Below are 24,722 nucleotides of genomic sequence, written 5' to 3'. Positions count from 1 at the left end.
GAGCGGTGACTGCTGTCACTGCTCCAGCGGCAGCAGGATCGTGAACCTGGCCCCGCGGCCCGGCTCCGACTCGGCCGAGATGGAGCCGCCGTGGCTCTCCACCACCTTGCGGCAGATGGCCAGACCGATTCCAGGGCCCGGGCTGTTCGTGTCCAACTTCCTCAGCGCCTCGAACACGTAATCGCTGTAGCGGCCGTGGAACCCGACTCCGTTGTCCTCGAGCACGATCCGCACGAAATCGACGTAGCGGTACTTGTCCTTGATCGCCCGGAAGCTGTTGAGCTGGAGCACCTGGAAGTCGATGTCGACCTGCGGGAACACCTCGGGGGTGCGGAACTTCACCGCGTTGTCGAGCAGCTGGTAGAACAACATCACCAGCTGCCGGCGCCGGCCGTGGATCACCGGGAGCGGCTCGCTCCGCACCTTCGGCGCGCCCCGCTCGGTCCTCTCCGACACCATCTGCTGAGCGCTGCTCACCGCGTCATTCAGGTCCACCTCCTCGGTCGGCTCATCGGTCATGTCCAGCGACACGAACTGCTGGAGCGCCGTGAGCAGCCGATCCATGCGCGCGCTCTCCGCCTTGATCCGATCCAACGAGCGCTGGCCCGTCAGGGACAGCACCTGCCGGTCCTCCTTCGTGAAGAGGGACGCGAACACGGAGAGCTTGCGCATCGGCTCCCGCAGATCATGCGCCAGGATGGTGCTGATGCGCGTGAGCTCCTGGTTGTTCTGCTCCAGCCGGTGGAGCTGCTGGTCGAGCTCCTGGGCCCGCAGTTGCAACTCCTGCCGGGCCTGGACCAGCTGCTCGTTGCTGCGCAGCGCCTCCTCCGCCTCCCGCTTCGCCCTCAGCAGCTCGTCCTCGTACTTCCCACGCTCGCGCACCGAAAGGAGCGCGCAGTGATTGACGACCTTTCCCTCGCGCTCCCTGCGCACGGCGCTGAGGAGCACGGGAACGGATTCGCGGCCCTTCGAGCTCAGCGAGAGGGAGATCTCCTCCGCCTTGCCCTGCATCCGGAGCAGCGGGAAGAAATGGGTCTGGTAGAACAGGCGGCTCGCCAGTGTCAGGATCGTCTCCACGTGGCTGCCTACCAGCTCGTCGCGGGTATATCCCAGCATGCCCAGCAACGTGTCGTTGACGACCACGAGGGTTCCCTCATCGGTGAACGAGAAGAAACCGCAGGGCGCGATGTCGAGCAGATCTTCCGCGTGTCCGGTCGTCATCTCGTCTCTACGCGAAGCCATCACGGCACGCATGGGGAGCCCAGGTAGTCCTTGATGAGGCCGATCGTCTCCTCGGGGGCACTCATGTGCGGGCAGTGGCCCGTGGCCTTCATGACCCGCAGCGTGCTGCCCGGCACGTGGCGGTGGAGATACTCGCCCACCTCCCTCGGCGCGATCAGATCCTCCGAGCACTGGAGGATGAGCGAGGGCACGGTGAGCTTGGGCAGATCCTTCCGGTTGTCCGAGAAGAACGTCACCTGCGCGAACCGCCGGGCGATGTTCGGATCCGTGGAGCAGAAGCTGTCCCGGAGCTCGTCGCTCAGCTCCGGCCTGTCCCCGTTCTGCATGATCGTCGGGGCCAGGAAGCTCGCCCAGCCGATGTAGTTCTTGTCCATCGTGTCCAGCAGCTCCTCGATGTCCTTGCGCTCGAAGCCGCCGACGTAGTCCGGAGCGTCGTTGATGTAGCGGGGCGAGGGGCTCACGAAGACGAGGCGCTGGAAGCGCCTGGGCTCCTTGATGGAGGCCAGCAGCCCGATCATGCTGCTGACGGAGTGCCCGACGAGGATGACGTCCTCCAGCTCCAGGGCCTCGCAGATGTCGAGGATGTCCTGCGCGTAGCCGTTCAGATCGGAGTAGCGCTCGGCGTTGTACGCGCGGAGATCCGACCGGCCCGAGCCGACGTAGTCGAACAGGATGACCCGGTAGTCATCCTCGAAGGCGGGGCTCACGAAGCGCCACATGTGCTGATCGCAGCCAAAACCGTGCGCGAACAGCATCGGCTGCGTTCCCCTGCCCGTGACTTTGACGTTGTTCCTACGGAGGACGTTCGGGTCCCTGGTTTTCAGAGCGATCACGCGTCCGTTGTACGCGTCCAGGAATGCCCGTGAAGCACGGATGGAGAAGCGCTGTCCGGTAGCGCCCACTCCGATCCCCGGCGCATCATTTTCTCACACTCCGCGCCTCTTCCAGGCTCCGCACCTCGCACCGAGGACGGATCGATCCATTCCGGGTCGAAGCGAAGCGCTCCGGCCCTCGGGAGGACACGGTCCCCGGCGGATCAGCCTGGCCCTGCGTCAGCCTTGAGAGGCGACGGAGATCGGCGTCTCTTCCTCGGAGGCGGCCGGAACCGGCACGACCTGGAGGTTGGGCGCTTCGGGAGCCTCGGCCTCGTTGACGGCCTCGAGCACCTCGTTGGCCTTCTCGCCAGCCTTCGGCTTGCGCGTCCCCGCGCCGGAGCGGCAGGTGCGGCACCAGGGCTGGTTGCGGATGGCGCCATCCGCCATCTTGCGCAGGCCGAACTGCGCGAGCGGCTTGAGCGAGCGGCATTTGATGCACATCAGCGAGATGAGCACCTCGTGCCCGTCGGCATCGTAGACGGCCGACTTGCGCCGCTTGCGCGGCTGCCCCGGCTCACGCGCCTTGGCCTCCTTGGAGGCCGGCGGTGGCATCATCGGGGTCACCTTGTAAAGCATGTCTTTCCCTCCCTGCCGGCGGACCGTGATTCGGGCCTTGAGAGGCTCGGCGAATCACGACGCGCCTCCCCTAGAGTAAGGAGGAATCCGGGAGTTGGAAACTGATCCCAGGCCGATTTTTAGGCTCGGGCCGTGATCTGCCCGGATCTCGGCCACTTGCGCATGCTCCAGCGAAGTGCCCGGCCGCGCGCGAGCCGATTTTCCGGCCCGCGCGCGATGTCGGCCCTTTTGTCAAGGCCGCACGGAGCGGGGCGCCGCGGGGCCCTTGGAGGCGCACTCACCGCCCTCCACGAAGCTGATGCGGCCTGTAGCGGGCGCCGAGATGGGCGCGCCGCGGCTCTTCCACCATGTGGCGAGCGCGTCACGGAGGATCTGCTCGCGGCCGAGGCCCAGGTCGATACGCTCGGGGGGGACCTGGGACAGCACGGTGCCAAGTCCAGCGGCGCCTCGGGCCAGGAAGTCCGGCAGCACCACCCGGTACAGGCGCTTGGGCTCGAGCGGCTTGCCATTGGCCAGGGTGACGTCACGCAGGCGCTCGGGGCCGGCGCAGCGCGCGAGCTTCACCTTCAGCCCGGACTGCTGGAAGACGCCACTGCCCGTGCCATAGGCGGCCACCAGCAGGCGCCGCAGCTCGTCCCCGGTGACGGTGACGATGGCCACCGTGTTGTCGAAGGGCAACACCTCGTAGAGGTCGCCATAGGTGAGCGGCCCCGCCTTCAGGTTGGCGCGCAGGCCGCCGGAGTTGAGCAGGGCCACGTCCACCTTCTCCATCTCCCGCAGCGAGTCCGTGAGGACGTCGCCGAGCGCGCTCTCGTTCTCGTAGTTGCGCCCCAGGGGCGCGGTGACGGTGACGCCGAGCGGCCGGCGCTGCTCCTCCTCCACGCGCGCGAGCACGGGGGCCACGAGCGCCTCCACCTCCTTGTCCGCCACCACGGGCCCTCCGAGGAAGGTGGGGGCCACGAGCCGCACCGTGGCGCCGGCCTCCTTCAGCTTGCGCGGGTCGCAGCTGCCCGTCTTCTCGTCCACCTGGGCGCACACGGGGATGGCGGCCTGGAGACGGGTGCGCTCGGTCAGCACCTTGCGGCTCTCCGGGTCCACGAAGAGCTCCACCACACCGAAGGAGCGGCCCAGGCCCCAGGTGGACAGGACGGGCACGTCCCCGAAGAAGTGACCCATGGCCTGGTGGGTGTGGCCGGCGAAGACGACGTCCAGGGTGCCCGGCGGCAGCGACTCGACGAGCTCGTAGATCTCCCCGTCCTTCCGGTCACAGCTCGAGGTGTCACGTGGGTTGGAGAGATCGGCGCACTTGCCACCGGCGTGGGCGACCCCCACCACCACCTCGGCGCCCTGGGCGCGCAGGCGCTTCGCGGCCTCCAGCGTGGCGGGCACCATGTCGTCGAAGCGCAGGGTGGACACGAGCGCGGGGTTGACGATGCGGGGGGTGGAGGGCGTGGTGAGGCCGATGACTCCCACCTTCACGCCCTTGAGCGTCACCAGCAGCGTGCCGTCATTGCCGAACCACGCGGGATGCTGGCCGGAAGCGGCCTCGCGGACGTTGACGGAGAGCAGCGGGAAGCGCGCCTGGCGGATGCGCGCGACGAGCGCCCCGAAGGGATCCTCTCCCGGCCCGGGCACCGCCTTGGGACCCGCCGGCCCGTAGTCGAACTCGTGGTTGCCGAGCGCGGCGGCGGCGTAGCCCAGCTGGTTGTAGACGTCGACGACCGAAGCGCCCTCGGTGAGGTTGGAGGCGAGCGTCCCCTGGAAGAGGTCACCCGCGTCCAGCAGCAGCACGCCGTCCGGGTTGTCCGCGCGCAGCCGGGCCACGTAGCCGGCGAAGACGGCCGCCCCACCCTCCCGCAGCTCCAGGCCGCCGGCCAGGGTGGTGGTGTGGGGCATCAACCAGCCGTGGAAGTCGTTGGTGCCCACCAGGGTGAGCCGCACGGGCTCGGCGGGGGCCTTCACGGCCTGGGTCTGGGCGGGAGGAGTCTGAGACTCCGCGAGACGCGGAGCGCTGGCGCAACCGGAGGCCACGAGGGCCCCCAGCGCGAGGAGGAGTCGAGAGGGATGCATGCGGGCGCCGAGTTGAGCCCAGCCGCCCCCCGGAGGCAACCGGCATCAGGCTCCGCGGCGCCGGCGCGAGAGCAGCAGCACGCCCGCCAGCACGAACAGCACCGAGCCCGGCACGGACACCGAGGCGCAGTAGCAACTGGGGCCCTCGGGCCGTTCGACGCCGTCCGGCATCTCGCCCGGACGGCCGACCGGCGGTCCGATGCCACCCGTACCACCGCCCCCGTCCACGCCCGCGTCCGGCGTGCCCCCGTCCCCAGTCCCCGTTCCGTTCCCGGGAGCGGTGTCCACGACCAGGGGCGTGGTGAACGCGTTGGCGATCGCCGGCCACGGGACGAGCTTGAAGTTCTCGTTGCCGGTGAAGTTGGCGCTGTCGTGCACGGCCACCATCCCCAAGGGGAAGCGGCTGCCCAGGGCGAGGTTGCTCGCCACCACGAAGCGCGGACGATCCACGGCATCGATCCCGCCATCCGCGGCGAGGGTGACGCTGCCCCGGAAGGTATGCGCGGAGGGCGCTCGCTCGTAGATGCGCACGGAGTTGTCGCCCCCGCTCGCCGCCAGCAGATAGCCCCGGACTCCGGAAGCCTTGTAGAGCGCCACGCCGCCCAGGGGCTGGGAGAGCCCGCCTCCCGTGACGGCATCCACCGAGGTCCGCGCATCCGCGGTGTCGGGCTCCGCGCCGTACTGCCAGATGCCCACGCCCTGCTGGACGACGTAGAGCGTGCGCTGGGCATCGTCCACCGCCAGGCCCACCACGGCGCCCCCCACGTTCAAGGTGCGGACCGGGTTGGACACCACTCCGCCATCCGTCTGGGCGGTGAGCTCGAACTGCTGGACGACGCCCGTCGCGCCACCCGCGAAGGCGAAGAAGCGCCCGGTGGTGGGGCTCGCGTACAGGGCCACGTTGCTGGGAATGAAGCCCTGGGGGGTGATGGGCGTCAGCCCGGCCCTGCGGAACTGGAGCGTCGAGGGCTCCACGACGTAGCCCACCAGCGCCTGGAGGGTCTGGTTGGCCACCATCACCAGCGGTTGGGCGATGCCCCCCACCGGAAAGCCCTCCTGCACATCCACGCCCAGCGCGCCCCCCTCGGCGAGCTGCGCCCGCAGGGTGCCGTCGAGCTGGTAGAGGAGCAGCCCGGCCTGGTTGTCCGCCACCAGCAGCAGGCTGCTGGCCGGATCCGTCGGGTGCACCCAGAGGGTCGCGCCCTGGACCGCGGTCCCTCCGCCGAGCACCTGCACCGTCTCCGCCGAAGGCTGCACCTGGACCGCCTGCTGGGCGAGCACGGGCAGGCCGGTGAGCAGGACGGCCAGGGAAAGGAATGTTCGCAAACGCACGACGCCCTCCTCGGCGGTTTTCCGCCGCAACGTGGTGTCCACGATAGACCGTCCGTGCAAGGCAGTGGTGCCCAAGATGGTCGACCCCCGGTCAGAGTGACGCGTCCCGTCCCCGCTTCCGTCCAGCGGCGCACGCGGGACGTCCGCCCCGGCACTCCGATATCCTCCCGGACCGCAGACCACCGGTGAGGGGGAACACCCCACCCGGCAAGGAGCCGGCATGTCGAAGGGTCATAGGGGACTGGGAAACTCGAGGCGGGTGGACGAGACGCGCGTCGCTCCACTGGTGGAGGACGAGCGCGTCCCGTCCCGGGGAGGGCTGTCGAACGAGACACGCATGGCCCCCCTGGAGGACCTGGAGGCGGACCGGGAGCCGGCGCCCTCGGCGGGCGAGTCCCACCGGACGCAGTTCGCGACACACGCGGCGCTGTTCGCGGAGCGGCTCCGGGACAGGTTCTCCAAGAAGATCTACGGCCGCACGCCGCACCGGGTGCTCCGCATCGACGAGCCCGAGGGCCCCAGCACCGCCGGAGGCCGTCTGGCCCGGCAGTCCATCTCCCTCATCCCCCGGCGCGGCACGGCGCCGTCGATCGTCTGCGGCTGGGTGGACGTCTCCAAGAAGGAGGCGCAGCTGCGCGGCCACGAGTCGGTCTCCAAGCGCTACGAGGCCCACCATGGCACGCCCCTGGACCTCTCCGCGGAGGACTACGAGCGCTGCATCGATGACCTGGTGGAGGCCCTGATGGCGGGTGACATCAAGGTCCGGGTGCTCGTCCCGGAGGAGTCCTCCTCCGCCGCCCGGGCGCCCTCCCCGCCTCCCTCGGCCGGCGTTCAGGGTTTTCCCCTCTGGATGGTGGGCACCATCGGCGCGGTGACCTTCGTGCTCGGCCTGCTCCTGGGGCGGCTGAGCCACTGAGCGCCCGAACCCCCGCTCGCGCATCCCCAGCGCGGCTCCATCCGTCACAAGTCCTCGTGGAGCCCTCTTCCTATGCAGCGATGAGGAGAGGGTACATGGAGCGGTTGGACAAGGCGGATGCGGTATTCGAAGGCGGGGGCGTCAAGGGAATCGGGCTGGTGGGCGCGATCGAGCACATGGAGGAGCGCGGCGTGAAGTTCCAGAACGTCGTGGGCACCTCGGCCGGCGCCATCGCCGCGGCGCTCCTGGCCGCGGGGTACTCGGCCGCTGAACTGGGCTCCATCATGGCGGAGCTCGACTTCCGGCGTTTCCAGGACACGAGCACCATGGACCGGGTGCCACTGGTCGGCCCGGCGCTGAGCGTGCTGCGCGAGAAGGGCCTCTACGAGGGGATCTACTTCGAGAACTGGCTGCGCAAGCTGCTGGCCGACTCCCCCCGCAAGGTCCACACCTTCCGGGATCTGCACATGGAGGGCGAGGAGCCCGGCTCGAAGTACTTCTACAAGCTCCAGGTCATCGCCGCCGACGTCACCCGGCGCAAGAAGCTCGTCCTGCCCCGGGACATCCGGGACTACGGCATCGATCCCGAGGAGCTCGACGTGGCGCGGGCGGTGCGCATGAGCATGAGCATCCCCTTCTTCTTCGAGCCCGTCCGGCTCAAGTACGGCCAGGACATCACCTGCTACATCGTGGACGGTGGTGTGCTCAGCAACTTCCCGGTCGACATCCTCGACGACGGGACGGCGAATCCCCAATGGCCCACCTTCGGTTTCAAGCTGGTGGACCGGGTGCAGGAGGACGGCCGGGCCACGGAGGAACCGAGCCGCATCCGCGGTCCCCTCTCCCTCTTCCGGGCACTGTTCTCCACCATGATGGAGGCGCACGACGCGCGCTACATCCAGCAGAAGAACTTCGATCGCACCATCGCCATCCCCACCCTGGGCGTGAAGACCACGCAGTTCGGCATCAGCCAGGAGCTGAGCCATGCCCTGCGGCTCGAGGGCCGGGAGGCCGCGAGGCGGTTCCTCGAGACGTGGAACTTCGAGCAGTGGATCCAGAAGCACCGCATCCCCGAGGTCCTGGCCCTGAGGGCAGCGGAGGCCACCGCGCGCACCTTCGGAAGTTCCGAGCCGGTACCCGCGGTGATGTGAGAGCCGCGGCCCTCCTCAGGGCTCGAGAAGCTCGACCGTGAAGAGCTGCGCCTGGCCGTCATAGCCCCCCGTGATGAGCACCCTGCCATCCGGAAGCAGCGTGGCGGTGTGGCCGACACGGGGCGTGGCCATGTTGGCCATGGAGGACCAGGTGCCGCTCGCCGGGTCATACGTCTCCGACGAGGCCAGCCAGAATCCATCGACGAAGCCCCCCGTCACCAGGATCTTCCCCGAGGGCAACACGAGCGCGGTGTGGGTGGTGCGAGCCGTGTTCAGGTCTCCAGTGGAGGACCAGGTGCCGTTCGCCGGGTCATAGAGCTCCGCACCCGGCAGGGACGCGCCGTCCGACCCGCCCACGACCAGCACCCTGCCATCCGAAAGCAGCGAGGCCGTATGGCTCGCGCGAGCGGCTCCAAGGCGGCCGGTGGAGGACCAGGTGCCCGACTCCGGGTCGTACAGCTCCGCCGTCGCGAGCGAGCTCTCCGCGCCAGTCCCTCCCGTCACCAATACCTTGCCATTGGAGAGCACGGTGGCGGTGTGATCGCGGCGAGCGGACGCCATGTTTCCAGCGGGAGACCAGAGACCCGTCGCGGGGTCATACACCTCGGCGCTGGAGAGGGAGGAGCCACCGCCGTCTCCACCCGTCACCAGGATCCGGCCGTCGGGAAGCAGGTTGGCCGAATGGAAGACACGCGGAGAGGACATGTCGCCGGTGCGCGACCAGGTGCCCGACTCCGGATCATACACCTCCGCCGAAACGAGCAGCTGCTCCACACGGAGCCCGCTGCTCCCGCCCGTCACCAACACCTTGCCCGAAGGCAGCAACGTGGCCGTGTGACCGTAGCGGGGGACCACCATGTTCTTGGCCGTGGACCAGGAGGTCTTGCCCGGGTCGTACACCTCCACCCTGGACCAGAAGGCGGATTCATCACGGCCGCCCGTTACCAGCACCTTGCCCGAGCCCAACAGGGTCGCGGTGTGCGAGACACGGGGGACGGTCATGTCATGGGCGGTCAGTTGGGCGTACTCCTGACAGGCGACGGGTCCCCCCAACAACAGCCAGGCGAGCAAAACCACCAATCCTCTCGTCGCGTTCACGGTCTTCTCCGATGCACAAAGGGTGACGTGTCACGACATCATGCACGGAAGCCGCGAACAACCAGCGCCGAGCATGGCCAACTTCCACGGGGAGACAGTGCCCGTGGAGCCTTTCAAATAGCCTTTTCGTCAAGGAATCGACGCAGCCCGGGAGGTGCTCAACATGCAGCCGCACTGACAGTGTAATGTCTGTGCGCACGCCGAACATGACCAGACGATCGACAAACCATATCGCGGCGGAGATGCGCAGGCGAGCGGAGGAGAACCCGGATCAACCGGCGTTCGTCATCCATGGCCTGCAATCCCGCACGGTCGTGACCTACGGCGCGTTCGTCGAGCGCATCGCGCGCGCCTCGGCGTTCCTGACCGGGCGCGGTCTGAAGCGCGGTGAGCGCTGCGCGCTGATTGGCGCCAACCATCCGGATTGGTGCGCGGCCTGGTACGCCATCGTCGGCCTCGGTGCCGTCGCGGTGACGCTGGATCCCCAGCTGTCCCCGGCGGCGCTGGGCTCGCTCATGAAGGACGCTGGCACGCGCTTCGCCATCGTCGATGCGAAGACCCAGGCCCAGAGCACCACGTGGACACAACTCGAGCAGGTGTTCGGCCTGCACGAGCAAGAGAATGGCGTGTTTTCCAGCGGCGCCGCCGCCCCCGAGGAGCTCGTTGGCGGCGGCGACGAGCTGGCCGGACTGCTCTACACGTCAGGCACGACGTCCGAGCCGAAGGGCGTCATGCTGACGCACACGAACTTGATCGCGTCGGTGAACGGAACGGCCCTCGCATTGCGCGCCGACCGCAACGACGTGATCCTGTCGGTCCTCCCCTTCTTTCACATCCTCGCGCAGATCGGCGGCATGCTCGCTCCGCTCACCGTCGGCGCGACGGTGGTGCTCCTCCCCGAGATCGAGGTCACTCGCATCACCAGCGCGCTGCGCGACGCTGGCATCACGATCTTCTTCTGCGTTCCGCAGTTCTATCACCTGTTCCTGCGCCGCGTGCGCGCGCAAGTCGATGAGTCGCCCCGGTTGCGACGCATGTTTCCGCGCCTGTTGCGCTGGAATCGCCGCGCCCGCGCCATCGGCTTCAACGCGGGAAAGGTCATGTTCAAGAAGGTCCACGCCGCGTTCGGACCGAAGACGCGCGTGCTGCTCTCCGGCGGCGCGGCCATGGATCCGGAAGCCGCGCGCACGTTCTACGCCCTGGGCATCGACGTCCTGCAGGTCTACGGTCTCACCGAGACCGCCGGCACGATCGCGATCGGCCAGCCAGGCGAGACGGCCATCGGAACGGTCGGCCGCGCGGTGCCCGGTGCCGAGCTCCGCATCGACGTCCCGGACGGTCGAGGGAGCCCGCAGGCGCCCGGCGAGGTGCTCGTCCGCGGTGGGATGGTGATGCCGGGCTATTACAACCGCCCGAGCGAGGCGACGATCGTGGACGGCTGGCTCCACACCGGCGACCTCGGGTACCTCGACGAGAATGGTTATCTCTATCTCCTGGGTCGCGCCGGAGAAACCCTCGTCCTTCCCAGCGGCAAGAAGATCCAGCCGAGCGAGCTCGAGACATACTTCGCGCGCTCGAAGCTCATCGCCGAGGCGGGGGTCACGCTCGCGCCCGGCCGCGCGGGGAGCGAACCGCATCTCCATCTCGTCGTCGTCCCCGACCTCGAGGCCATACGTGCCGCCGGCACCGGCAACGTCGAGCAGGAGATCCACGAGGAGGTCGCGCGCCTCGCCGCCGCGCTGCCGTCCTACAAGCGCGTCGCCGGCGTCACCATCACCCGCGAGCCCCTGCCACGCACCACCACGCGCAAGCTCAAACGCGCCGCGCTTCAGCAATGGGTCAAGGCGACCCAGGGCGCCGAGCGCGTGGGGTTGAAGCCGGTGTGGCGTGACGCCGACCGGGCGTGGGCGGAGGATCCCGCGCACGCGCGCGCGCTCGAGCTCATCGCCGCGCGAGTGAGCCGCCCGCGCGAGGAGCTCCATCCGAATCTGCATCTCGACCTCGACCTCGGCCTGGATTCACTGGCGCGCCTGTCGCTGTTGTCGGATCTCCAAGTCAATGCCGCGGGTGAGGTGCTGGCGACAGTGCATTCCGTGCGAGAGCTCGTCGAGGCCACGGCCCATGGCGCGCCCGCACCGGCCACGCCCGCCGCCACCCGCCCGCCGCCGCGAAGTCTGCCGCTGACCTTGCTCGTGTTCGGGCTCCTGCGCTGCATCCGTGGCATCGAGTGGCTGCTCCTGGGCATGCACGTCAAGGGCGCCGAGCATCTGCGTCCGCCGGGCGCGGCGCTGATCTGCCCGAACCACCAGTCGATCCTCGACGCGATCGTGATCCTGTCCGTCCTCCCGTGGCCGGTCTTTCGCCGGACCTGCATGGTGGGGAAGCCCAAATACTTCGGCGGGCTCCTGCTGCCGCTGGTGCGTCGGATCGGCGTGGTGCCGATCGACGCCAGCCACAACCTCCCCGCGGCCATCGAGGAGAGCGTGGCGCAGCTCGAGCGCGGCGCGGTGCTGATCGTATTCCCCGAGGGGACGCGCTCCTGGGACGGCGACCTCCTGCCGTTCCGGCACGGCGCGGCGGTGATTGCGCAGCGCGCGCGGGCGCCCATCGTCCCCGTGGCGATCGACGGCACTCACCGCGTCATGCCGCGCGGCGGGTCCTTTCGCGGCCTTCACCGCGTCACCCTCCGCGTCGGCGCCGCGATCCTCGACGACCCATCCGCCGACGTGAACGCGCGCACCGGTGAGCTGCGCGCGCGGATCTCCACACTGCTGCAAGGAGCCCCATCATGACCGAGCTGCCCTCATGGATCCTTCGACAACTGCCCGACGGCATCGAGCGCCGCCAGATCTCCGTCGCGGGCCATTCCATCCACGTCATGGAATTCGGTGAAGGGCAGCCCGTCTTCATGCTCCACGGCAACCCCGCATGGGGCTTCCTCTACCGCAAGGTCATGGCCGCCCTTCGCGGCCAGCCGGTGCGCTGCATCGTACCCGACCTCGTCGGCCTCGGCCTCTCCGACAAGCCGCGCGACCTGGGCGTGCACACCCTCGAGAACCACGCCGCCTGGATCGGCGGCCTGATCGATGCGCTCGCCCTCGACGACATGATCTTCGTCGGCCAGGACTGGGGCGGTCCCATCGGCATGCTCGCGCTCGCCGAGAGGCTCGAGCGCGTGTCGGGCATGGTCATCCTGAACACCGTCCTCGGGCCGCCGCGCCCCGGGTTCCGTCCGACACTGTTCCATCGTCTGAGCCAGTTCCCCGTGCTCAGCGACGCCCTGTTCCGCGGCCTGCAATTCCCGCAGCTCGCGCTCTGGCTCGCGCAAGGGGACCGGAGCACCATGCGCGGCGAGGTCGCCCGCGCCTATCGATGGCCGCTCCGGCATCTCCAGGACCGCGCCGCGCCCCTCGCCCTCGCGCGCATGGTGCCGGACTCCATGGAGCATCCCTCCATCGCGCCGCTCCGGCGCTGCCAGGAGGTCGCCGAGTCATTCAAGGGCCCCATGCGCATCGTCTGGGGTGACCGCGATCCGGTGCTCGGACGCGTCATCGGGTGGCTCCAACGCCTCCTGCCACACGCGGAGGTCAAGCGCACCCAGGCCGGACACTTCCTCCAGGAGGAGGTGCCCGGCGACATCGCCAACGCCATCACATCACTGGTCAACGGCGGGGCTAACGCCCGTGCTTCCGGATGATCGCGGCCAGATCCGTCACCGTCTCGATGCGGCTCAAGTCATCGTCCTGAAACACGAATCCAACCTTGTCCTCGAGGAACGTGATCATCCGCAGGGTGTCGACCGAGTCGATGCGGAGGTTCTCGAACCGCGTGCTCATCGCCACCGACTCGAAACCGGCGGCGAACTCCGGCCGCACCTTGATCAGCGCGGACTTCACCAGGTCGATGATCTCCAGGTCACTCATGTCTGTGCTCTTCCTCGTTCGTGTTCTTGGGCCAAAGCGAAAACCTGGCGCGCGCCCACCAGGACCGGGTCACCTGCAGTCCCAGGCGTAGACGCGCACCCATCGACCCCGCGGTGCGCGACCCTTCCAGCCCGAGCTTTCCTTCCAGATACTGCCGACGGGCCTTGCCGCGCTGAAGCTTGCCCGACGAGGTCTTGGGAATCGTCCCGGGCGGCAGACAGACCACGTCCGCCGGTGGAACGCCGATCACACGCTTCACCGTCGCGGAGACCTCGGCCTTGAGCGCCTCCACGTCGCCGCCGCGCGTCTCCAACATGACCACCACGCCCTCGCTGTCATCGACGCGAACCGCGACCGCGATGGTCGTGCCAGCGCGCACGCCCGGGAGCTTGTTGACCTCCCACTCGATCGTCTGCGGGCTGATGTTGCGGCCGCGGATGATGATGAGATCCTTCGCGCGCCCCACCACGTAGAGCTCACCGTCCACGAGATAGCCGAGATCGCCGGTCTTGAGCCATCCGTCGGAGTCGATGAGCTCGCCGGCGCCGCCCTCCTGATAGCCCTCCATCACCGACGGGCCACGGAACTGGATCTCACCGCGCATGCCGTCCGGGCATGTCCGCCCCTTCTCATCGACGACGCGCAGCTCGTGTCCGGGGATCACCTTGCCACAACCGATGTGGTACTCGACCTCTCCACCGTCGGGAGGCACGGACATGCCGTCGTCGCGAAAGCGTCTGGCGTCGAGCGCCCGCACGTTCATCGGCTCGGTCGACGTCTTCATGCTGATCGCCAGCATCGATTCCGCCAGACCGTACGCCGGAAGGAGCACGTCGGGGCTCAGCCCGGTGCGCGCGAACTTGTCGGTGAAGCGCTTCAGGGTGTCGTAATGCAACGGCTCCGCGCCGACGCCGAGGACGCGAACGTGCCCCAGCGACCATCGCTCGAGATCCTCGTCCCTGGCGACGCGCGTCAGCCACCCGTACGCGAAGTTCGGGGCAAAGGAGACGGTCGCCTTCTGGCGGTGCATCGTCTCCATCCAGCACTCCGGACGCTTGAGGAAGCGCAGCGTGGGGATGAACGTCACCGCGACCTGCCAGTAGATCGGCCCGAGCACGAAGCCGATCAATCCCATGTCGTGCTGGAGCGGCAGCCAGCTCACGCCGATGTCCACCTCCGGCTGCATGGAAAGCGACGCGCCCATGAAGCCGTGAATGTTGGCGATGAGCGTGCGGCTGGTCGCCTTCACGCCTTTCGGCGTCCCCGTCGAGCCCGACGTGTACTGCAAGAACACCAGATCCTCCGGCGCCACCAACACCTCGCGCAGCGCCGACGCGTCTCCCGCGAGGGACGACGTCTCGACCACGCGCGCGAGGCTCGGCACGCGATCGACGAACGCCCAGAAGATGCTGGCCAGCCCGGCGCTCACCGCGAGCACGGTCGAGCCCGATGACGAAAGGATCGCCGCCGCCTGCTGTGTGTAGTTTTCGAGATTGCCCAGGTGCATGGGCGGATAGAGCGGCACCGGAACGACACCCACGCGTAACGCGCCCAGGAACGTCGCGACGAAGTCCTCGGGGTCGATGATCACCATTCCCAGGCGATCACCTTTTTTCATTCCCAATGCCTGCAGCGCCGCGCCCCGCCGGCGGCTCTCGGCATGAAGCGCTGGAAACGAGACGAAACGCTCCTCGCCCCGCTCGTTCTGGAAGGTGAATCCACGCGTCGCCGGAGCCTCGTCCAACCTGAGCAATGCTTCGTGCAGCGTGCGGCTTTCGTGCACGCCTCCAACCTTCGCGAGGAGACCAGTACTTTGTTTCATAACCCCCCCGGGCGGACTACCCCTCGGGCCGAAGGATCATCGTCAGATTATGAAAGGATTTCTTATTCCAATGGCGGGCAAGGCGCAACTGCAATAAATACTCCCCGTGAAACGGGGGCAACCATGAGCGGATCCATTCGGTTTCGAGAGGAAGTTTACAGGATGTACATGAGCTTCTTCGAGACCGCCGAGAAGAAGCGGCGCTGGAGCGTGTACGACGACATTCCATGGGATCGCCTGAATCCGTCGGTATACGACGAGGGGCGCGCGATGAACGTCGAGACGTTCTGCGGCGTCGAGCTCTACCTGCCCGATTATCTCGGCCAGGGCGTCAACCTCGTGCGCGAGAACTTCGGCCGGGCGTGGTTCCAGGCGAACTGGGGCTACGAGGAATCCAAACACGGCCTCGCGTTGCGGATGTATCTGCTCAAGACAGGACAGCGCACCGAGGAGCAGCTGCGCGGCCTCGAGGACGCCATCGCGGCCCGGCCCTGGCGCCTTCCATGGGACACGCCCCGCCGGATGACCTGTTATGGCGCCATCCAGGAAGCGAGCACGCTCCTCGCGTACGCACGCCAGCTCGAGGACGCCCGGGCCGGCAACGACGAGGTGCTCACGACCATCTACCGCCTCATCGCGCGCGACGAGGCGGCGCACCAGCAGTTCTACCGCGCCGTCCTCAAGCTCGAGCTCGAGGAGCACCGCCACGAGACACTGGAGGATCTCGCCCTGGTGTCCGTCGGCTTCCGCATGCCGGCGATCGATCTCCTCCCCGACTCGGAGCGGCGTGTCGAGACGCTGCGCATGCACAACAGCTTCAATCGCTGGGGCTTCTTCCTGAAGGTCTGGATGCCGCTCCTCAAACTCCTGGGCGTGTCGCGCCAGGAGTTCGCGGAGTATCAGCGGCGAGCCCTCGACCAGCTGCACGACAAAGCTAGCTGAACTTCCCCGGCAGGTCCGCCATCAGATCTGCCGCCGGGAGCAGCACCTCCGGGATCCCGAAGGAATCCACCAGGAGATCGAGCTTCGGCGCCAGTCGCTGCGAATACTCGAGCACCATTCGCTCGACGGAGAGCCCGGAGAGGTCGAGCGAGCCGTCAGAGACATCCCGGTACCAGCCGAGCTGAGCCGACACCGTTGACCACCCATACAGCTCGCACAGCTCCATCAGGATGTCCTTCACCGGGCCCGGCGAGCAGGTGCCAATGACGCGCAGGAACTGCTTGTGCGTCTCGCGAATCGCGTACGCGCGGCCGACTTCGATCGCGTACGTCAGGATCTCGTTCCAGGCGTCGGCGCGATTCATTCCCTCGCCCATGTGCTTCATGAACTCACCGCGCGTGTAGTCGAGGAGCTGGGCGAACCGCGCCGCGAACAACGCCTGATGCTTCGCGCAGGTGTCCGAGTAGGTGGAGGGCTCGGGCTCGGTGGCCTCCTTGAACGGACCTTTGCCCCCGGCGAAGTCCTCGAGCAGGATCCGCCCCGCGTATTGATACAGCACCACGTTGTCACCGGCCGCGTGTGCGAAGCCATGCATGTCGAGCTGTGCCCGGGCGATCTTGTTGATGTGCCGGAACGAATGCACACCGCAGCACTCGCGCGCGTTCTGGATGACCCGTGTCGCCGTCTCGTACGAGTAGGCCTTGAACGACGCGCAGAGCGGTTGAAGCGGCGTTGGCAGCGGCTCGGGCATCGTGCAATCCGCCTCGAGATGCAGGCGCTCAAGCATGAGGGAGATCGCGTACGACTCGGCGACGCCGGGCATCAATCGCCGCTTGTGACTGCTGTATTCGATGATGGGGCGCTCCGGTCCACCGCGCGGTCCGAACTGGCGCCGCTCCTTGCCATAACGTGCCGCGACGGCGAGGGCGATCTTCACGCCCGCCACCGCGAAGGGGACGAGCCGCTCGATCATCAGCGGTGAGATCTGCGCGCGAAAGAGATCGCCCGACGATGCGAACGACGTCACATACTTCCCTTCCGCCGTCACGTCCGCGAAACGATTGAGCAGGTTCTCGCGCGGGATGCGCACGTGATCGAACATCGCCCCGCCGATCCCCACGCCGTTCAAGCCAATCAGCCAATCGACGTCGCTGATCTTCACGCCCGGCAGCGGTCGCCCCTCTTCGTCTCGCACCGGCACCAGGAACGAGTGGATTCCCTTGCATTCTCCGTCGGGCATGTAGAGCTGCGCCATGACCGTGACGACCCGCGCGTTCCAGGCGAGCAATGCAATCGCCCACTTCGCGTCGTGCCAGCTCGGCGTGTTGATGATGAACTCGCCGCGCTCGGCGTCGTACGTCGCGGTGGTGCCGAGCCCCGCGAGATTGCTGCCGTGTCCGACCTCGGTCATGCAGAAGCAACCGGGGAGCCTGAAGTCATTGGCGACGTCGACCAAGGGGCGATGCCGTTCGGTGCCGAGGAAGAGCAGGCTTCCGCCGAAGATGAGGAAGTGCCCGAACAACGTGGCCGCGACGCTTCCGTCGATCCAGCACGAATGCTCGCAGAACTTCATGTACTCGGATGGCTTCTGGTTCAGCTCGGCCAGGGACAGCAGGTTCGACTGGAGAAGCTTGCGCACCATGAAGTGCGTCTTCTCGCGAAACCCGTCGAGGTCCTCGTTCTGGAACGTCAGTGAGGGATCCCACTGCTCATCGAAATACCTGCGCAGCTTCCAGGCATAATCGGGACGAGTGCTGTTCAGGATCCGGTAGAGCTGATCCTCGATAGAGGGCTCTGAAACCAAGAGGGGCTGCATGGTCATGATTGGGCCTCGCTGATCGACTATCGAGACCATCGAGAACAAGGCCGCCCGCGACAAGGCTCATGCACAATCTTTGTTCATCACGGAACGTCCTTCTTGATTGTTCCTCGTCGGTCGACCCGCTATCCTCAAGATCGTCATTGACCAGGGGGGAGCGGTTCGATGGCGAGTCCCTGGGAGATTGGCTGATGAAAATATCTGGCGTTACCGGAAGAGCGGCCGCGCTGGGACTCGTAAAGGAGACAGGCATGAACATTCCGACGCAGACGTCGGCGAGCATCCGCGAACAAGACATCACCATCAACACGACAGACGGTTTCCCGCTCTCCGGGCGGCTCCTGCTTCCGGAGCGTCCGACCTCGGCGGTCCTATTCTCTACGGCGACCGGGTTGCCCAAGGAGTTCTACCTTCACTTCATGCGCCATGGCGCGGAGCGCGGCGCGGCGTGCCTGGTCTACGACTACCGCGGCGTCGCCGCATCCGCGCCCAAGGACCTGCGCGGGTTCAAGATGGACACCCCGGATTGGGGGCGCCTCGACATGTCCGCCGCGCTCGATCGGCTGATCGAAGCCGCACCGGGTGTACCTGTATTCCACGTCGCGCACAGCGTGGGTGGGCACATCACGGGGTTCATGCCCAACCATCAGAAGCTCACCCGGCAGGTGTTCATCGGCGTCGGGTTCGGGACCTGGTGGAAGCACCGCTTCCCGAAGCAACCCCTGGTCGATCTCTTCTTCTGGTGGATTTACGGGCCGCTTCAACTGGCGACGAAGGGCTACATTCCCTCGGGCGGACTCTGGGGCGGTTCGACCTTGCCCGCCGGCGCGTTCAAGACCTGGCGGCGCTGGTCTCACAAGGCGGATTACTTCCGCGGCGAGCTCGACGATCGATTGAAGCCGCATTACTTCAATGAAATCGCAACGCCGATCATCTCGTACGTGTTCACGGATGATCCCTTGACGACCCCCGAAACCGCGCGCGCGTTCCTCGAGTTCATGCCCAAGGCGAAGAAGGACGTGCGCGTGCGCAGCCCGTCAGACCTCGGCGTCAAGAAACTGAAACATCAGGATGTCTTTCGGCGAAGCAACTCGGCGGCGTGGCCCGAGCTGTGGCGAGCGGTGCTGGAAGGCGTTTGAGAACGCCAGGGGACATCGCCGCTGCTCGAGCGGCGATGTCCTCCCCTGAAGGGATTGGGTGCGGATGGCTCAAAGCCCCAGCCAGCACGACTCCAGGATCATCTGACCCGGGATGCGCCGGGTCGAGCCCTTGGTCTCGACGGTCAACTCCGCGTCGGTCACCAGCGTGTGATAGATCTGCCTCGTCGTCGCCGATGGGAATGACACGAGCGGCGCGTTCCGCCGAGGGTCCGCCTTCACCGACAGCTGGAGGCCGTTGTAGGCGAAGTGCATCTCGCCACCACTGTAGATTTTGTGGTGCGGTCCCTCTCCCGCTGTCGTGCGGTTCTTGAAGCCCAGGCTCCTGTCGAACAGGTTGAAGCCGCTGAACACCGGAGCCTCCTCCTCCTTCTGCACGTACAGGAACACGCCCGGCGATCCGAACACGTTCCATTCGGGATGGAGGAAATGACACCAGAACCAGCCCTTCCTGCTGAGCCGTTCCGGCGCCTCATCGTAACGTCCCTGCTCGTGATAGGCGTGACCGTCGATGACGATTCGCTCCGAACCCCAGGACAGCTCGCCGCTGGCCTTGCCGCGCGGCACCAGTGAGACATAGCTGAACGCCTCGCTGCTCAGCGCCCCGCCGAGCAGCGCGGCTCGACCCACCCCGGGCAGCTTCCCTGTCGGGAACGCCGAGAACGGGCGCGCCACCGCGCGGACGTCCAGCTGCCCCTTCAGCTCCTCCAGATCGAACACGAACCGATACGCCGCCGGGTCGGTGCCCTCGCGAACGATGGTCATGCCGGGGACCTCGAGGCGCAGCCCCTCTTCCGAGACGCGCATGCGCGACGAATCCAGCGTCTTGGTCACCGACCGTGACTTGCGTTCCTTGCCATCCACCATCGCCACGAATACCAGCGCGTCGTCGAGATTCGCCCTGGCCACGTCCGGCCACCACTTCTTCGGTACGAACGCCACGAGCAGCACGCTTCCGTCGCTCATCACGACGTCCACGTACCACCATTGCATTTTCGCCTTCTTGTCGAGGAAGTTCTTCCGCTCCAACTTCCTCAGCTCCCCACCCGATTGAATGCGCCGGTAATCAATCAGCATGCGCTCACTCTACACCAGAATCGCCCGCAATGCTTTGTCAATCTTTCCAAGTTCGAGTTTCGCACGTTTGGGGGCGCTCGCACCGGAGACGCGCGTGCAGGCTCACGGCCTCTGGCGCCCCTTGCTGTCTTCATGCATGAGGTTGAGCGCGACGAAAGCCCGATGGGTTCCAGGGATTCGTGCCGTGGCCCCCGCGTGTCCAGAAGGAACATCCGTCCGAGCGGCGGAGGGTGCGCGCTCAGCCGCGGCCTCGGACCCGGGCCCGTCACTGAGCAGGGATTGCCCACGCCGCAGCACGGCGCTCAGCCAGGCCCCCGCCGCCTGGGAGGTCAACACCGCCACCGCGACCAGCGTGGTGTAGAAGGCGGGGCTGATGATGCCAGCATCGAACGCCACGCTGGCCACCGCGATGCCCGGCCCTCCGCGCGCGTTCGTCGCCACGGCGAGGTTGAGGGCATCCGAGGAAGGGAAACCGGCGAGCCGGGCCCCCAGTCCCACCGAGGCCAGCTTGATGACGCAGGCGACAACGAGGAAGGCGCAGAGCATGCCGGGTGAGAGCGCGTTGATCAGCGCCAGCTTGTAGCCGACCAGCGCGAAGTAGAGCGGGATGAAGAGCGAGTTGGAGAGCCCCGCGATGGAGTCCAGCGTCTCCTGGGTGAACGAGGAGTTCCTCGAGGCCGCCAGGCCGGCGAGGAAGCCGGCGAAGACCTGGTTGATGTCGAGGAGCTCCGCCACCGCGGCATAGGCGAGGAGCAGCAGGACCACCTGCGTCACGGGCGACATGCGCGCGAGCGGATTCCAGCGCGCCGCGTGCAGCCACTGGAGGACCCGTGGCACCAGGAACAGGCCCAGGACCATGTAGAGCACGGTCACGGTGATGTGCTTCGTGATGTCGCTCCAGGGCAGCGCGCTCGCGCGTGCCAGGGACAGGGCCCCAGCCAGTCCCGCCCAGAGCGCGATGTCCTCCACCACCGCCACTCCCAACACGAGCCGCGCGAAGCGCGTATGCATCACCTGGAGATCCTGGAAGATGCGCGAGATGACGGGGATGGAGGTGATGGAGACGGAGATGCCGATGATGAGCAGGAGCGCGACGGGATGCCCCGCCGGGCCCATGAGCGAGTCCAGGGGCAGGCTCATGCTCAGCGCGGTGGCGATGAGGAAGGGCAGCACTGTTCCGAACGAGGTCAGCCAGACAATCTTCCGTCGATCATCCGGGTGGAACAGCGAGTGGATGCCCGCCCCCGACAGGAACATCAACATCAGCAGCCCGAAGGCATAAAGAAAATCCAGGGCGGGCTGGTGATGGGTTCCAGGCCTTGGAAAGAATTCCAGGCGCCCCAGAAGCGCGGGGCCCGCGAGCACGCCCGCCAGTATTTCTCCCACCACTCGCGGTTGCCTCAACCGCACGCAGAGGGCGCCGAGCAGGTGGGCCAGGAGCAACAGGACGAAGAGGAAGAGGACCAGCGATTCTGGCTTGGACATGGCTCCTGGCGGTCCCTCCTCGGACTGTATGGCCAATATGGAAAGCTACGGCAGAGGGCGTACGCACGCGGAGCCAAGGATCCGCACCTGGCACGCCAGACGCACATTGGGGCGTCCTTCGGACACCTCCTCGACGACGATGGCCTCCAACCCGTCCATGGGAGAGAGGTTCTCCATGCCCTGCTCGACAACGATGGCGCACGTGCCGCAGGAAGCCGAGCGGCAACTGAACATGACGCACGTCTGGTGATGCTCGCAGATGTCCATGAGCATCTCCCCGGACCTGACCTTCAAGACCGCGTCACCCACCTGAAGCTCGACTTCCTGCCCACTCCGCTCGGAACTCATGCTCTCCTCGCCGTGTCCTCACGGGATTATGCGGGGCCCTGCGCGTAGGTCAGATACCGCTCGAAAGCCTCGCCCTGTGGCGTCAGCGCCAACTCCATGCTCTCGGCCAGGCGGCGCAACTGCCCCGCGATCCACCGCCGCGAGCGCTCGAACTCGGCACTGGCGGGGATGGCGATGCCCTCGGACGCCCACAGGTCGCGCAGCGCCTCGGCACTGAGCGGGAAGTCTGCGAATTCGGGGTGCTGGAGCGCCCGCTGGAGCACGCCCAGGCCCGTCTCGAAGTTCCAGGTGGCCGCCGCATCCCCGGAGAAGCGCTTGTCGATCATCGAGTACATCGTGATGCGCATCGCCCCTGAAATGAGCTCACGCGACCTGGGCGTGGCGCGCCGGAAGAGGCCGATCCCCAGCTCGAGCGAGGTGGTGAGGTGCCGGGCCTCGTCCTCCGCATGGCCAGCGACGATCTGCAGCGCCAGCGGCGAGGCGACCTTCTCGTCGAGGCCGGCCGTCATGAAGCCCTCGAGCTGCTTGAGCGCCAGGTTGAGGATGTAGCGCATCAGCAGGTACATGGAGCCGAAGCCGTTGTCGCACAGCTTCCCCCGGTACCGCTCGAGCATGGCCGGGACTGCCTTGAGGTGGGGGAAGAACTCTCCGCCAATGACATCTCCGCGCCCGATGAGCGCCTGGCATACGTTGCGGAAGGTGATGATGTGGTCGAACTCCTCCGCCGTCTCGTGGAAGAGGACCATGTAGTTGTCCGAGTACAGTGGGAAGACCGCCGCGGACGCCTCCATGTTGTAGCGCAGCGCCACCGACTCCGAGGTGGCGATTTCCGAGTAGGCCCGCGCGAAGTAGTACGCGGTCAGCACGGAGAGCTGCTCGGGCCGGAGCGTGGAGAGGTAGGGACACTCGCGCAGCGGCAGGAGCAGGAAGTCCGGGTTGCAATACAGCTTGCTCTTGTCGATGCCCTCCCGCTTCATCGTCAGGCCGAATCCCTTGAGCTCGATGGGCGTGCGATGGGCGTGCTCGAAAAGCTTGATCTGCCTTCTCAACAGCTTGTCTACCGGGTCTACCTGATCCACGAGACGGGTCCTTTCTTCACGAACGCGGGGGGCCGCCCAGCAGGCTGAGAATCTGATCCTCCTGCCACCGGGGGCGTGTCTCGAGGTAGCTCCAGACCGACTCCAGCCGGCGCTGGACCTCGTCTGGCAGACGCGTCACGAGCTTCCCGCTCTGGGGCATCATGAGCTGCCGCGTCCGCCCGCGTAGGACTTCCTGGCCGTCCTGCAGCTTCACGATGCGGTAGGCGAACTCGATGAAGGGGGTGCGCAGCGGCTGGCGCAGCAGGGAAATCTGGGTGACGAGCTCCTCCTCCTCGTGCGCCGGCTTCTTGTACTCGACCCACAGATCCACCATGGGGACGGCCATGTTGAACTCCAGCAGGTCCGACACGCTCAGCTGGGTGCGGCGCGCCAGGTCGGCCCTCGCGGCCTCGAAGTAGGCGAGCGCATGGCCATGCCAGAGATACCCGTACCGGTCCACCTCACCGAAGCGGACGCGGCCGAGCGTCTCGTGGTAGCCGAGCACCTGCACCTGCTTGCTCATGGCTCGACCTCGTCGAAGCGAGACTGCACCTCCGGAGGAATCGAGAAGCCGAGCTCGCGGCAGCCCGGGAGGTTGAGCGTGAGCTTCTGCCCCGGGTCATTCTCGAAGGGCACCTCGCTGACGGGCTTGCCGTCACGCAGAATGGACAGGCACATCCGGCCCACCAGGCGTCCCACGGCCTCGAAGTCGCTGGAGAAGTCCGCCACGCCAGCCTGCTTGATGATGGCCGCGTTGTTGACCCAGAAGAGCGGGACGCGCCGGGCGCGGGAGTACTCGAGGAGCGCCTTCACCGCCTTGCCGCTGAGCACCGTGTCGTTGAAGCCGATGAGGGCGCTGCGCTCCGCCTTCATCGTGTCCAGCCCGGCCTGCAATTCCTCGAGCGTGGCGTATGGGCCCTCGTGGTAGCCCACCCCCAACCACTCGGCCAGGAACGCCACGCTTCGGTAGCCGATGTGGCTGGAGGGGCTGGTGATCCAGAATCCCTCCTTTTTCGCCCGGGAGAGCTCGTAGTTCTTCTTCACGTTGGGGAACGCGAACTCGGAGCCCAGGTTGAGCGGGAAGTAGACCCGCTCCAGGTCGGGCACCATGCTCTTGAGCAGAAAGAAATTCTCACGACTCCAGATGAGCGGCAGGTTGAGCCGCACCCCGGTGATGTTCGGATGGTTGAGCAGCTCCATCCCGTTGTTCTCCGGGTGGGCCCCGAAATACACCACGGGGATGTCCTGGTTCACCTCCGCGATGCGCACCACCGAGTCCGTGCCCGGAACGATGAGGATGCGAACGCCCTCCTCCCGGTAGCGGGCGAGCAGCTGGATGAGCTCCTCACGGGTGGGAGGAATACGCTGGAACTGGAGATCAAAGTCGCGCAGGCCGGATTTCAACCGGGTGATGGCCGAGACGAACCCCACCACCCAGCGGTTCTGCTTGCCCATGCTGGAATAGGGGGCGCTGTCCTCCTTCTCATAGATGTACGAGCTGACGACACGGACTCGGTAGGGCAGGAGGCTCGCCGTCACGCGGCCCTCCGCTCTTCGATGAAGGAAATGAGCGAGGCCAGCTTGAAGGCGTTGTTGCTCTGTTTGGTGCGCTCCTGCTCCAGCCAGTTGTCGAAGCGCACGGAGTCGCCGAATGAATCCTCGAGCCGGACACCCACCTCGATGAGCTTGAGCGAGTCGAGCCCCAGCTCGGGCAGAGCCGTCTCCTCGGTGAGGTCCAGGTTCTTCAGTTGGGGCTCTACCTCGGAGAGGCAGCGGTGGATGAGGGCACGGATTTCCAGGCGACTCATAG

22 protein-coding genes are annotated in these 24,722 nt (G+C 66.9%); 6 read left to right on the top strand and 16 right to left on the bottom strand.

The features are described 5' to 3' along the window. Positions 1-15 precede the first annotated feature (15 nt). From NR810_RS22865 to NR810_RS22840, 5 genes are all read right to left on the bottom strand, one after another. Positions 16-1,221 carry a sensor histidine kinase gene (locus NR810_RS22865; RefSeq protein ID WP_257455389.1) on the bottom strand — a complete coding sequence of 402 codons (1,206 nt, stop codon included), beginning with the start codon at positions 1,219-1,221 and terminating at the stop codon, positions 16-18. A 20-nt stretch (positions 1,222-1,241) separates the two neighbouring features. Continuing rightward, positions 1,242-1,997, bottom strand: a complete 756-nt coding sequence (locus NR810_RS22860; RefSeq protein ID WP_257455388.1) for an alpha/beta fold hydrolase — start codon at positions 1,995-1,997, stop codon at positions 1,242-1,244. Between the two features lie 297 nt (positions 1,998-2,294). Continuing rightward, positions 2,295-2,693: a hypothetical protein gene (locus NR810_RS22855; RefSeq protein ID WP_257455387.1), complete on the bottom strand. Its 399-nt coding sequence runs from the start codon at positions 2,691-2,693 to the stop codon at positions 2,295-2,297. A gap of 231 nt (positions 2,694-2,924) precedes the next feature. Next, positions 2,925-4,763 (bottom strand): bifunctional metallophosphatase/5'-nucleotidase, encoded by a 1,839-nt coding sequence (locus NR810_RS22850; RefSeq protein WP_257455384.1) that lies wholly within the window; start codon positions 4,761-4,763, stop codon positions 2,925-2,927. A 45-nt stretch (positions 4,764-4,808) separates the two neighbouring features. Then, positions 4,809-6,095 carry a myxosortase-dependent phytase-like phosphatase gene (locus NR810_RS22840; RefSeq protein WP_326522516.1) on the bottom strand — a complete coding sequence of 429 codons (1,287 nt, stop codon included), beginning with the start codon at positions 6,093-6,095 and terminating at the stop codon, positions 4,809-4,811. A 220-nt stretch (positions 6,096-6,315) separates the two neighbouring features. Here NR810_RS22840 and NR810_RS22835 point away from each other — a divergent pair, with 220 nt between their 5' ends. Both NR810_RS22835 and NR810_RS22830 read left to right on the top strand, forming a co-directional pair. Continuing rightward, complete coding sequence (locus NR810_RS22835) at positions 6,316-7,011, top strand: hypothetical protein (protein WP_257455382.1); 696 nt, start codon at positions 6,316-6,318, stop codon at positions 7,009-7,011. 95 nt (positions 7,012-7,106) lie between these two features. After that, the gene (locus NR810_RS22830) at positions 7,107-8,162 is read left to right on the top strand and encodes a patatin-like phospholipase family protein (protein ID WP_257455381.1); all 1,056 of its coding nucleotides are present in this window, start codon (positions 7,107-7,109) and stop codon (positions 8,160-8,162) included. Between the two features lie 15 nt (positions 8,163-8,177). Here NR810_RS22830 and NR810_RS22825 read toward each other — a convergent pair whose 3' ends face one another. Beyond that, positions 8,178-9,260, bottom strand: coding sequence for a Kelch repeat-containing protein (locus NR810_RS22825; RefSeq protein ID WP_257455380.1), 1,083 nt, complete (start codon positions 9,258-9,260; stop codon positions 8,178-8,180). 191 nt (positions 9,261-9,451) lie between these two features. Between NR810_RS22825 and NR810_RS22820 the strand changes: the two genes are divergently transcribed. Next, a complete protein-coding gene (locus tag NR810_RS22820) occupies positions 9,452-12,052 on the top strand; it encodes an AMP-binding protein (RefSeq protein ID WP_257455379.1) in 2,601 nt (866 codons plus the stop codon). Next, a complete protein-coding gene (locus NR810_RS22815) occupies positions 12,049-12,957 on the top strand; it encodes an alpha/beta fold hydrolase (protein WP_257455378.1) in 909 nt (302 codons plus the stop codon). The genes NR810_RS22820 and NR810_RS22815 overlap by 4 nt, the downstream gene beginning before the upstream one ends. On the opposite strand, the gene NR810_RS22810 is transcribed toward NR810_RS22815, so the two are convergent. Together NR810_RS22810 and NR810_RS22805 are read right to left on the bottom strand one after the other, a co-directional pair. Next, positions 12,935-13,183, bottom strand: a complete 249-nt coding sequence (locus tag NR810_RS22810) for an acyl carrier protein (RefSeq protein ID WP_257455376.1) — start codon at positions 13,181-13,183, stop codon at positions 12,935-12,937. The genes NR810_RS22815 and NR810_RS22810 overlap by 23 nt on opposite strands. Further along, positions 13,176-14,966, bottom strand: a complete 1,791-nt coding sequence (locus tag NR810_RS22805) for a fatty acyl-AMP ligase (RefSeq protein WP_257455375.1) — start codon at positions 14,964-14,966, stop codon at positions 13,176-13,178. The genes NR810_RS22810 and NR810_RS22805 overlap by 8 nt, the downstream gene beginning before the upstream one ends. Before the next feature lie 207 nt (positions 14,967-15,173). Between NR810_RS22805 and NR810_RS22800 the strand changes: the two genes are divergently transcribed. Continuing rightward, positions 15,174-15,947 carry an acyl-ACP desaturase gene (locus NR810_RS22800; protein ID WP_257455374.1) on the top strand — a complete coding sequence of 258 codons (774 nt, stop codon included), beginning with the start codon at positions 15,174-15,176 and terminating at the stop codon, positions 15,945-15,947. On the opposite strand, the gene NR810_RS22795 is transcribed toward NR810_RS22800, so the two are convergent. After that, the gene (locus tag NR810_RS22795) at positions 15,940-17,802 is read right to left on the bottom strand and encodes an acyl-CoA dehydrogenase family protein (RefSeq protein ID WP_257455517.1); all 1,863 of its coding nucleotides are present in this window, start codon (positions 17,800-17,802) and stop codon (positions 15,940-15,942) included. The two genes, NR810_RS22800 and NR810_RS22795, sit on opposite strands and share 8 nt — an antisense overlap. Before the next feature lie 215 nt (positions 17,803-18,017). On the opposite strand from NR810_RS22795, the gene NR810_RS22790 reads away from it, so the two are divergent. After that, positions 18,018-18,905 carry an alpha/beta hydrolase family protein gene (locus tag NR810_RS22790; protein WP_257455372.1) on the top strand — a complete coding sequence of 296 codons (888 nt, stop codon included), beginning with the start codon at positions 18,018-18,020 and terminating at the stop codon, positions 18,903-18,905. Between the two features lie 69 nt (positions 18,906-18,974). Here the strand turns inward: NR810_RS22790 and NR810_RS22785 are convergent, their stop codons facing one another. From NR810_RS22785 to NR810_RS22755, 7 genes are all read right to left on the bottom strand, one after another. Next, entirely contained in the window at positions 18,975-20,000 is a 1,026-nt protein-coding gene (locus tag NR810_RS22785) for a hypothetical protein (RefSeq protein WP_257455371.1), read from the bottom strand. Positions 20,001-20,102: 102 nt separating this feature from the next. Continuing rightward, positions 20,103-21,485 (bottom strand): cation:proton antiporter, encoded by a 1,383-nt coding sequence (locus tag NR810_RS22780; RefSeq protein ID WP_257455370.1) that lies wholly within the window; start codon positions 21,483-21,485, stop codon positions 20,103-20,105. A 45-nt stretch (positions 21,486-21,530) separates the two neighbouring features. After that, complete coding sequence (locus NR810_RS22775; RefSeq protein ID WP_257455369.1) at positions 21,531-21,833, bottom strand: 2Fe-2S iron-sulfur cluster-binding protein; 303 nt, start codon at positions 21,831-21,833, stop codon at positions 21,531-21,533. A gap of 26 nt (positions 21,834-21,859) precedes the next feature. Beyond that, positions 21,860-22,912: a diiron oxygenase gene (locus tag NR810_RS22770; protein WP_257455368.1), complete on the bottom strand. Its 1,053-nt coding sequence runs from the start codon at positions 22,910-22,912 to the stop codon at positions 21,860-21,862. Between the two features lie 16 nt (positions 22,913-22,928). Continuing rightward, complete coding sequence (locus NR810_RS22765) at positions 22,929-23,435, bottom strand: acyl-CoA thioesterase (protein ID WP_257455367.1); 507 nt, start codon at positions 23,433-23,435, stop codon at positions 22,929-22,931. Beyond that, complete coding sequence (locus NR810_RS52620) at positions 23,432-24,451, bottom strand: ABC transporter substrate-binding protein (RefSeq protein ID WP_257455366.1); 1,020 nt, start codon at positions 24,449-24,451, stop codon at positions 23,432-23,434. Before NR810_RS52620 ends, NR810_RS22765 begins: the two co-directional genes overlap by 4 nt. Next, the gene (locus NR810_RS22755) at positions 24,448-24,720 is read right to left on the bottom strand and encodes an acyl carrier protein (protein WP_257455365.1); all 273 of its coding nucleotides are present in this window, start codon (positions 24,718-24,720) and stop codon (positions 24,448-24,450) included. The genes NR810_RS52620 and NR810_RS22755 overlap by 4 nt, the downstream gene beginning before the upstream one ends. Positions 24,721-24,722 lie beyond the last annotated feature (2 nt).

Origin of the sequence: Archangium lipolyticum, from assembly GCF_024623785.1 — a bacterium.
Lineage (GTDB): Bacteria > Myxococcota > Myxococcia > Myxococcales > Myxococcaceae > Archangium > Archangium lipolyticum.
Note: the sequence above shows the minus strand (reverse complement) of the source record. Positions and strands in the feature narration are given on the sequence as shown.

What these genes read in the sequence shown, in the direction of transcription:
- NR810_RS22780 (WP_257455370.1), bottom strand. Translation starts at nt 21,485, where the DNA reads ATGTCCAAGCCAGAATCGCTGGTCCTCTTCCTCTTCGTCCTGTTGCTC.
- NR810_RS22800 (WP_257455374.1), top strand. Translation starts at nt 15,174, where the DNA reads ATGAGCTTCTTCGAGACCGCCGAGAAGAAGCGGCGCTGGAGCGTGTAC.
- NR810_RS22860 (WP_257455388.1), bottom strand. Translation starts at nt 1,997, where the DNA reads ATGCTGTTCGCGCACGGTTTTGGCTGCGATCAGCACATGTGGCGCTTC.
- NR810_RS22850 (WP_257455384.1), bottom strand. Translation starts at nt 4,763, where the DNA reads ATGCATCCCTCTCGACTCCTCCTCGCGCTGGGGGCCCTCGTGGCCTCC.
- NR810_RS22785 (WP_257455371.1), bottom strand. Translation starts at nt 20,000, where the DNA reads ATGCTGATTGATTACCGGCGCATTCAATCGGGTGGGGAGCTGAGGAAG.
- NR810_RS22810 (WP_257455376.1), bottom strand. Translation starts at nt 13,183, where the DNA reads ATGAGTGACCTGGAGATCATCGACCTGGTGAAGTCCGCGCTGATCAAG.
- NR810_RS22830 (WP_257455381.1), top strand. Translation starts at nt 7,107, where the DNA reads ATGGAGCGGTTGGACAAGGCGGATGCGGTATTCGAAGGCGGGGGCGTC.
- NR810_RS22775 (WP_257455369.1), bottom strand. Translation starts at nt 21,833, where the DNA reads ATGAGTTCCGAGCGGAGTGGGCAGGAAGTCGAGCTTCAGGTGGGTGAC.
- NR810_RS22765 (WP_257455367.1), bottom strand. Translation starts at nt 23,435, where the DNA reads ATGAGCAAGCAGGTGCAGGTGCTCGGCTACCACGAGACGCTCGGCCGC.
- NR810_RS22865 (WP_257455389.1), bottom strand. Translation starts at nt 1,221, where the DNA reads ATGACGACCGGACACGCGGAAGATCTGCTCGACATCGCGCCCTGCGGT.
- NR810_RS22815 (WP_257455378.1), top strand. Translation starts at nt 12,049, where the DNA reads ATGACCGAGCTGCCCTCATGGATCCTTCGACAACTGCCCGACGGCATC.
- NR810_RS22755 (WP_257455365.1), bottom strand. Translation starts at nt 24,720, where the DNA reads ATGAGTCGCCTGGAAATCCGTGCCCTCATCCACCGCTGCCTCTCCGAG.
- NR810_RS22790 (WP_257455372.1), top strand. Translation starts at nt 18,018, where the DNA reads ATGAACATTCCGACGCAGACGTCGGCGAGCATCCGCGAACAAGACATC.
- NR810_RS22795 (WP_257455517.1), bottom strand. Translation starts at nt 17,802, where the DNA reads ATGGTCTCGATAGTCGATCAGCGAGGCCCAATCATGACCATGCAGCCC.
- NR810_RS22855 (WP_257455387.1), bottom strand. Translation starts at nt 2,693, where the DNA reads ATGCTTTACAAGGTGACCCCGATGATGCCACCGCCGGCCTCCAAGGAG.
- NR810_RS22835 (WP_257455382.1), top strand. Translation starts at nt 6,316, where the DNA reads ATGTCGAAGGGTCATAGGGGACTGGGAAACTCGAGGCGGGTGGACGAG.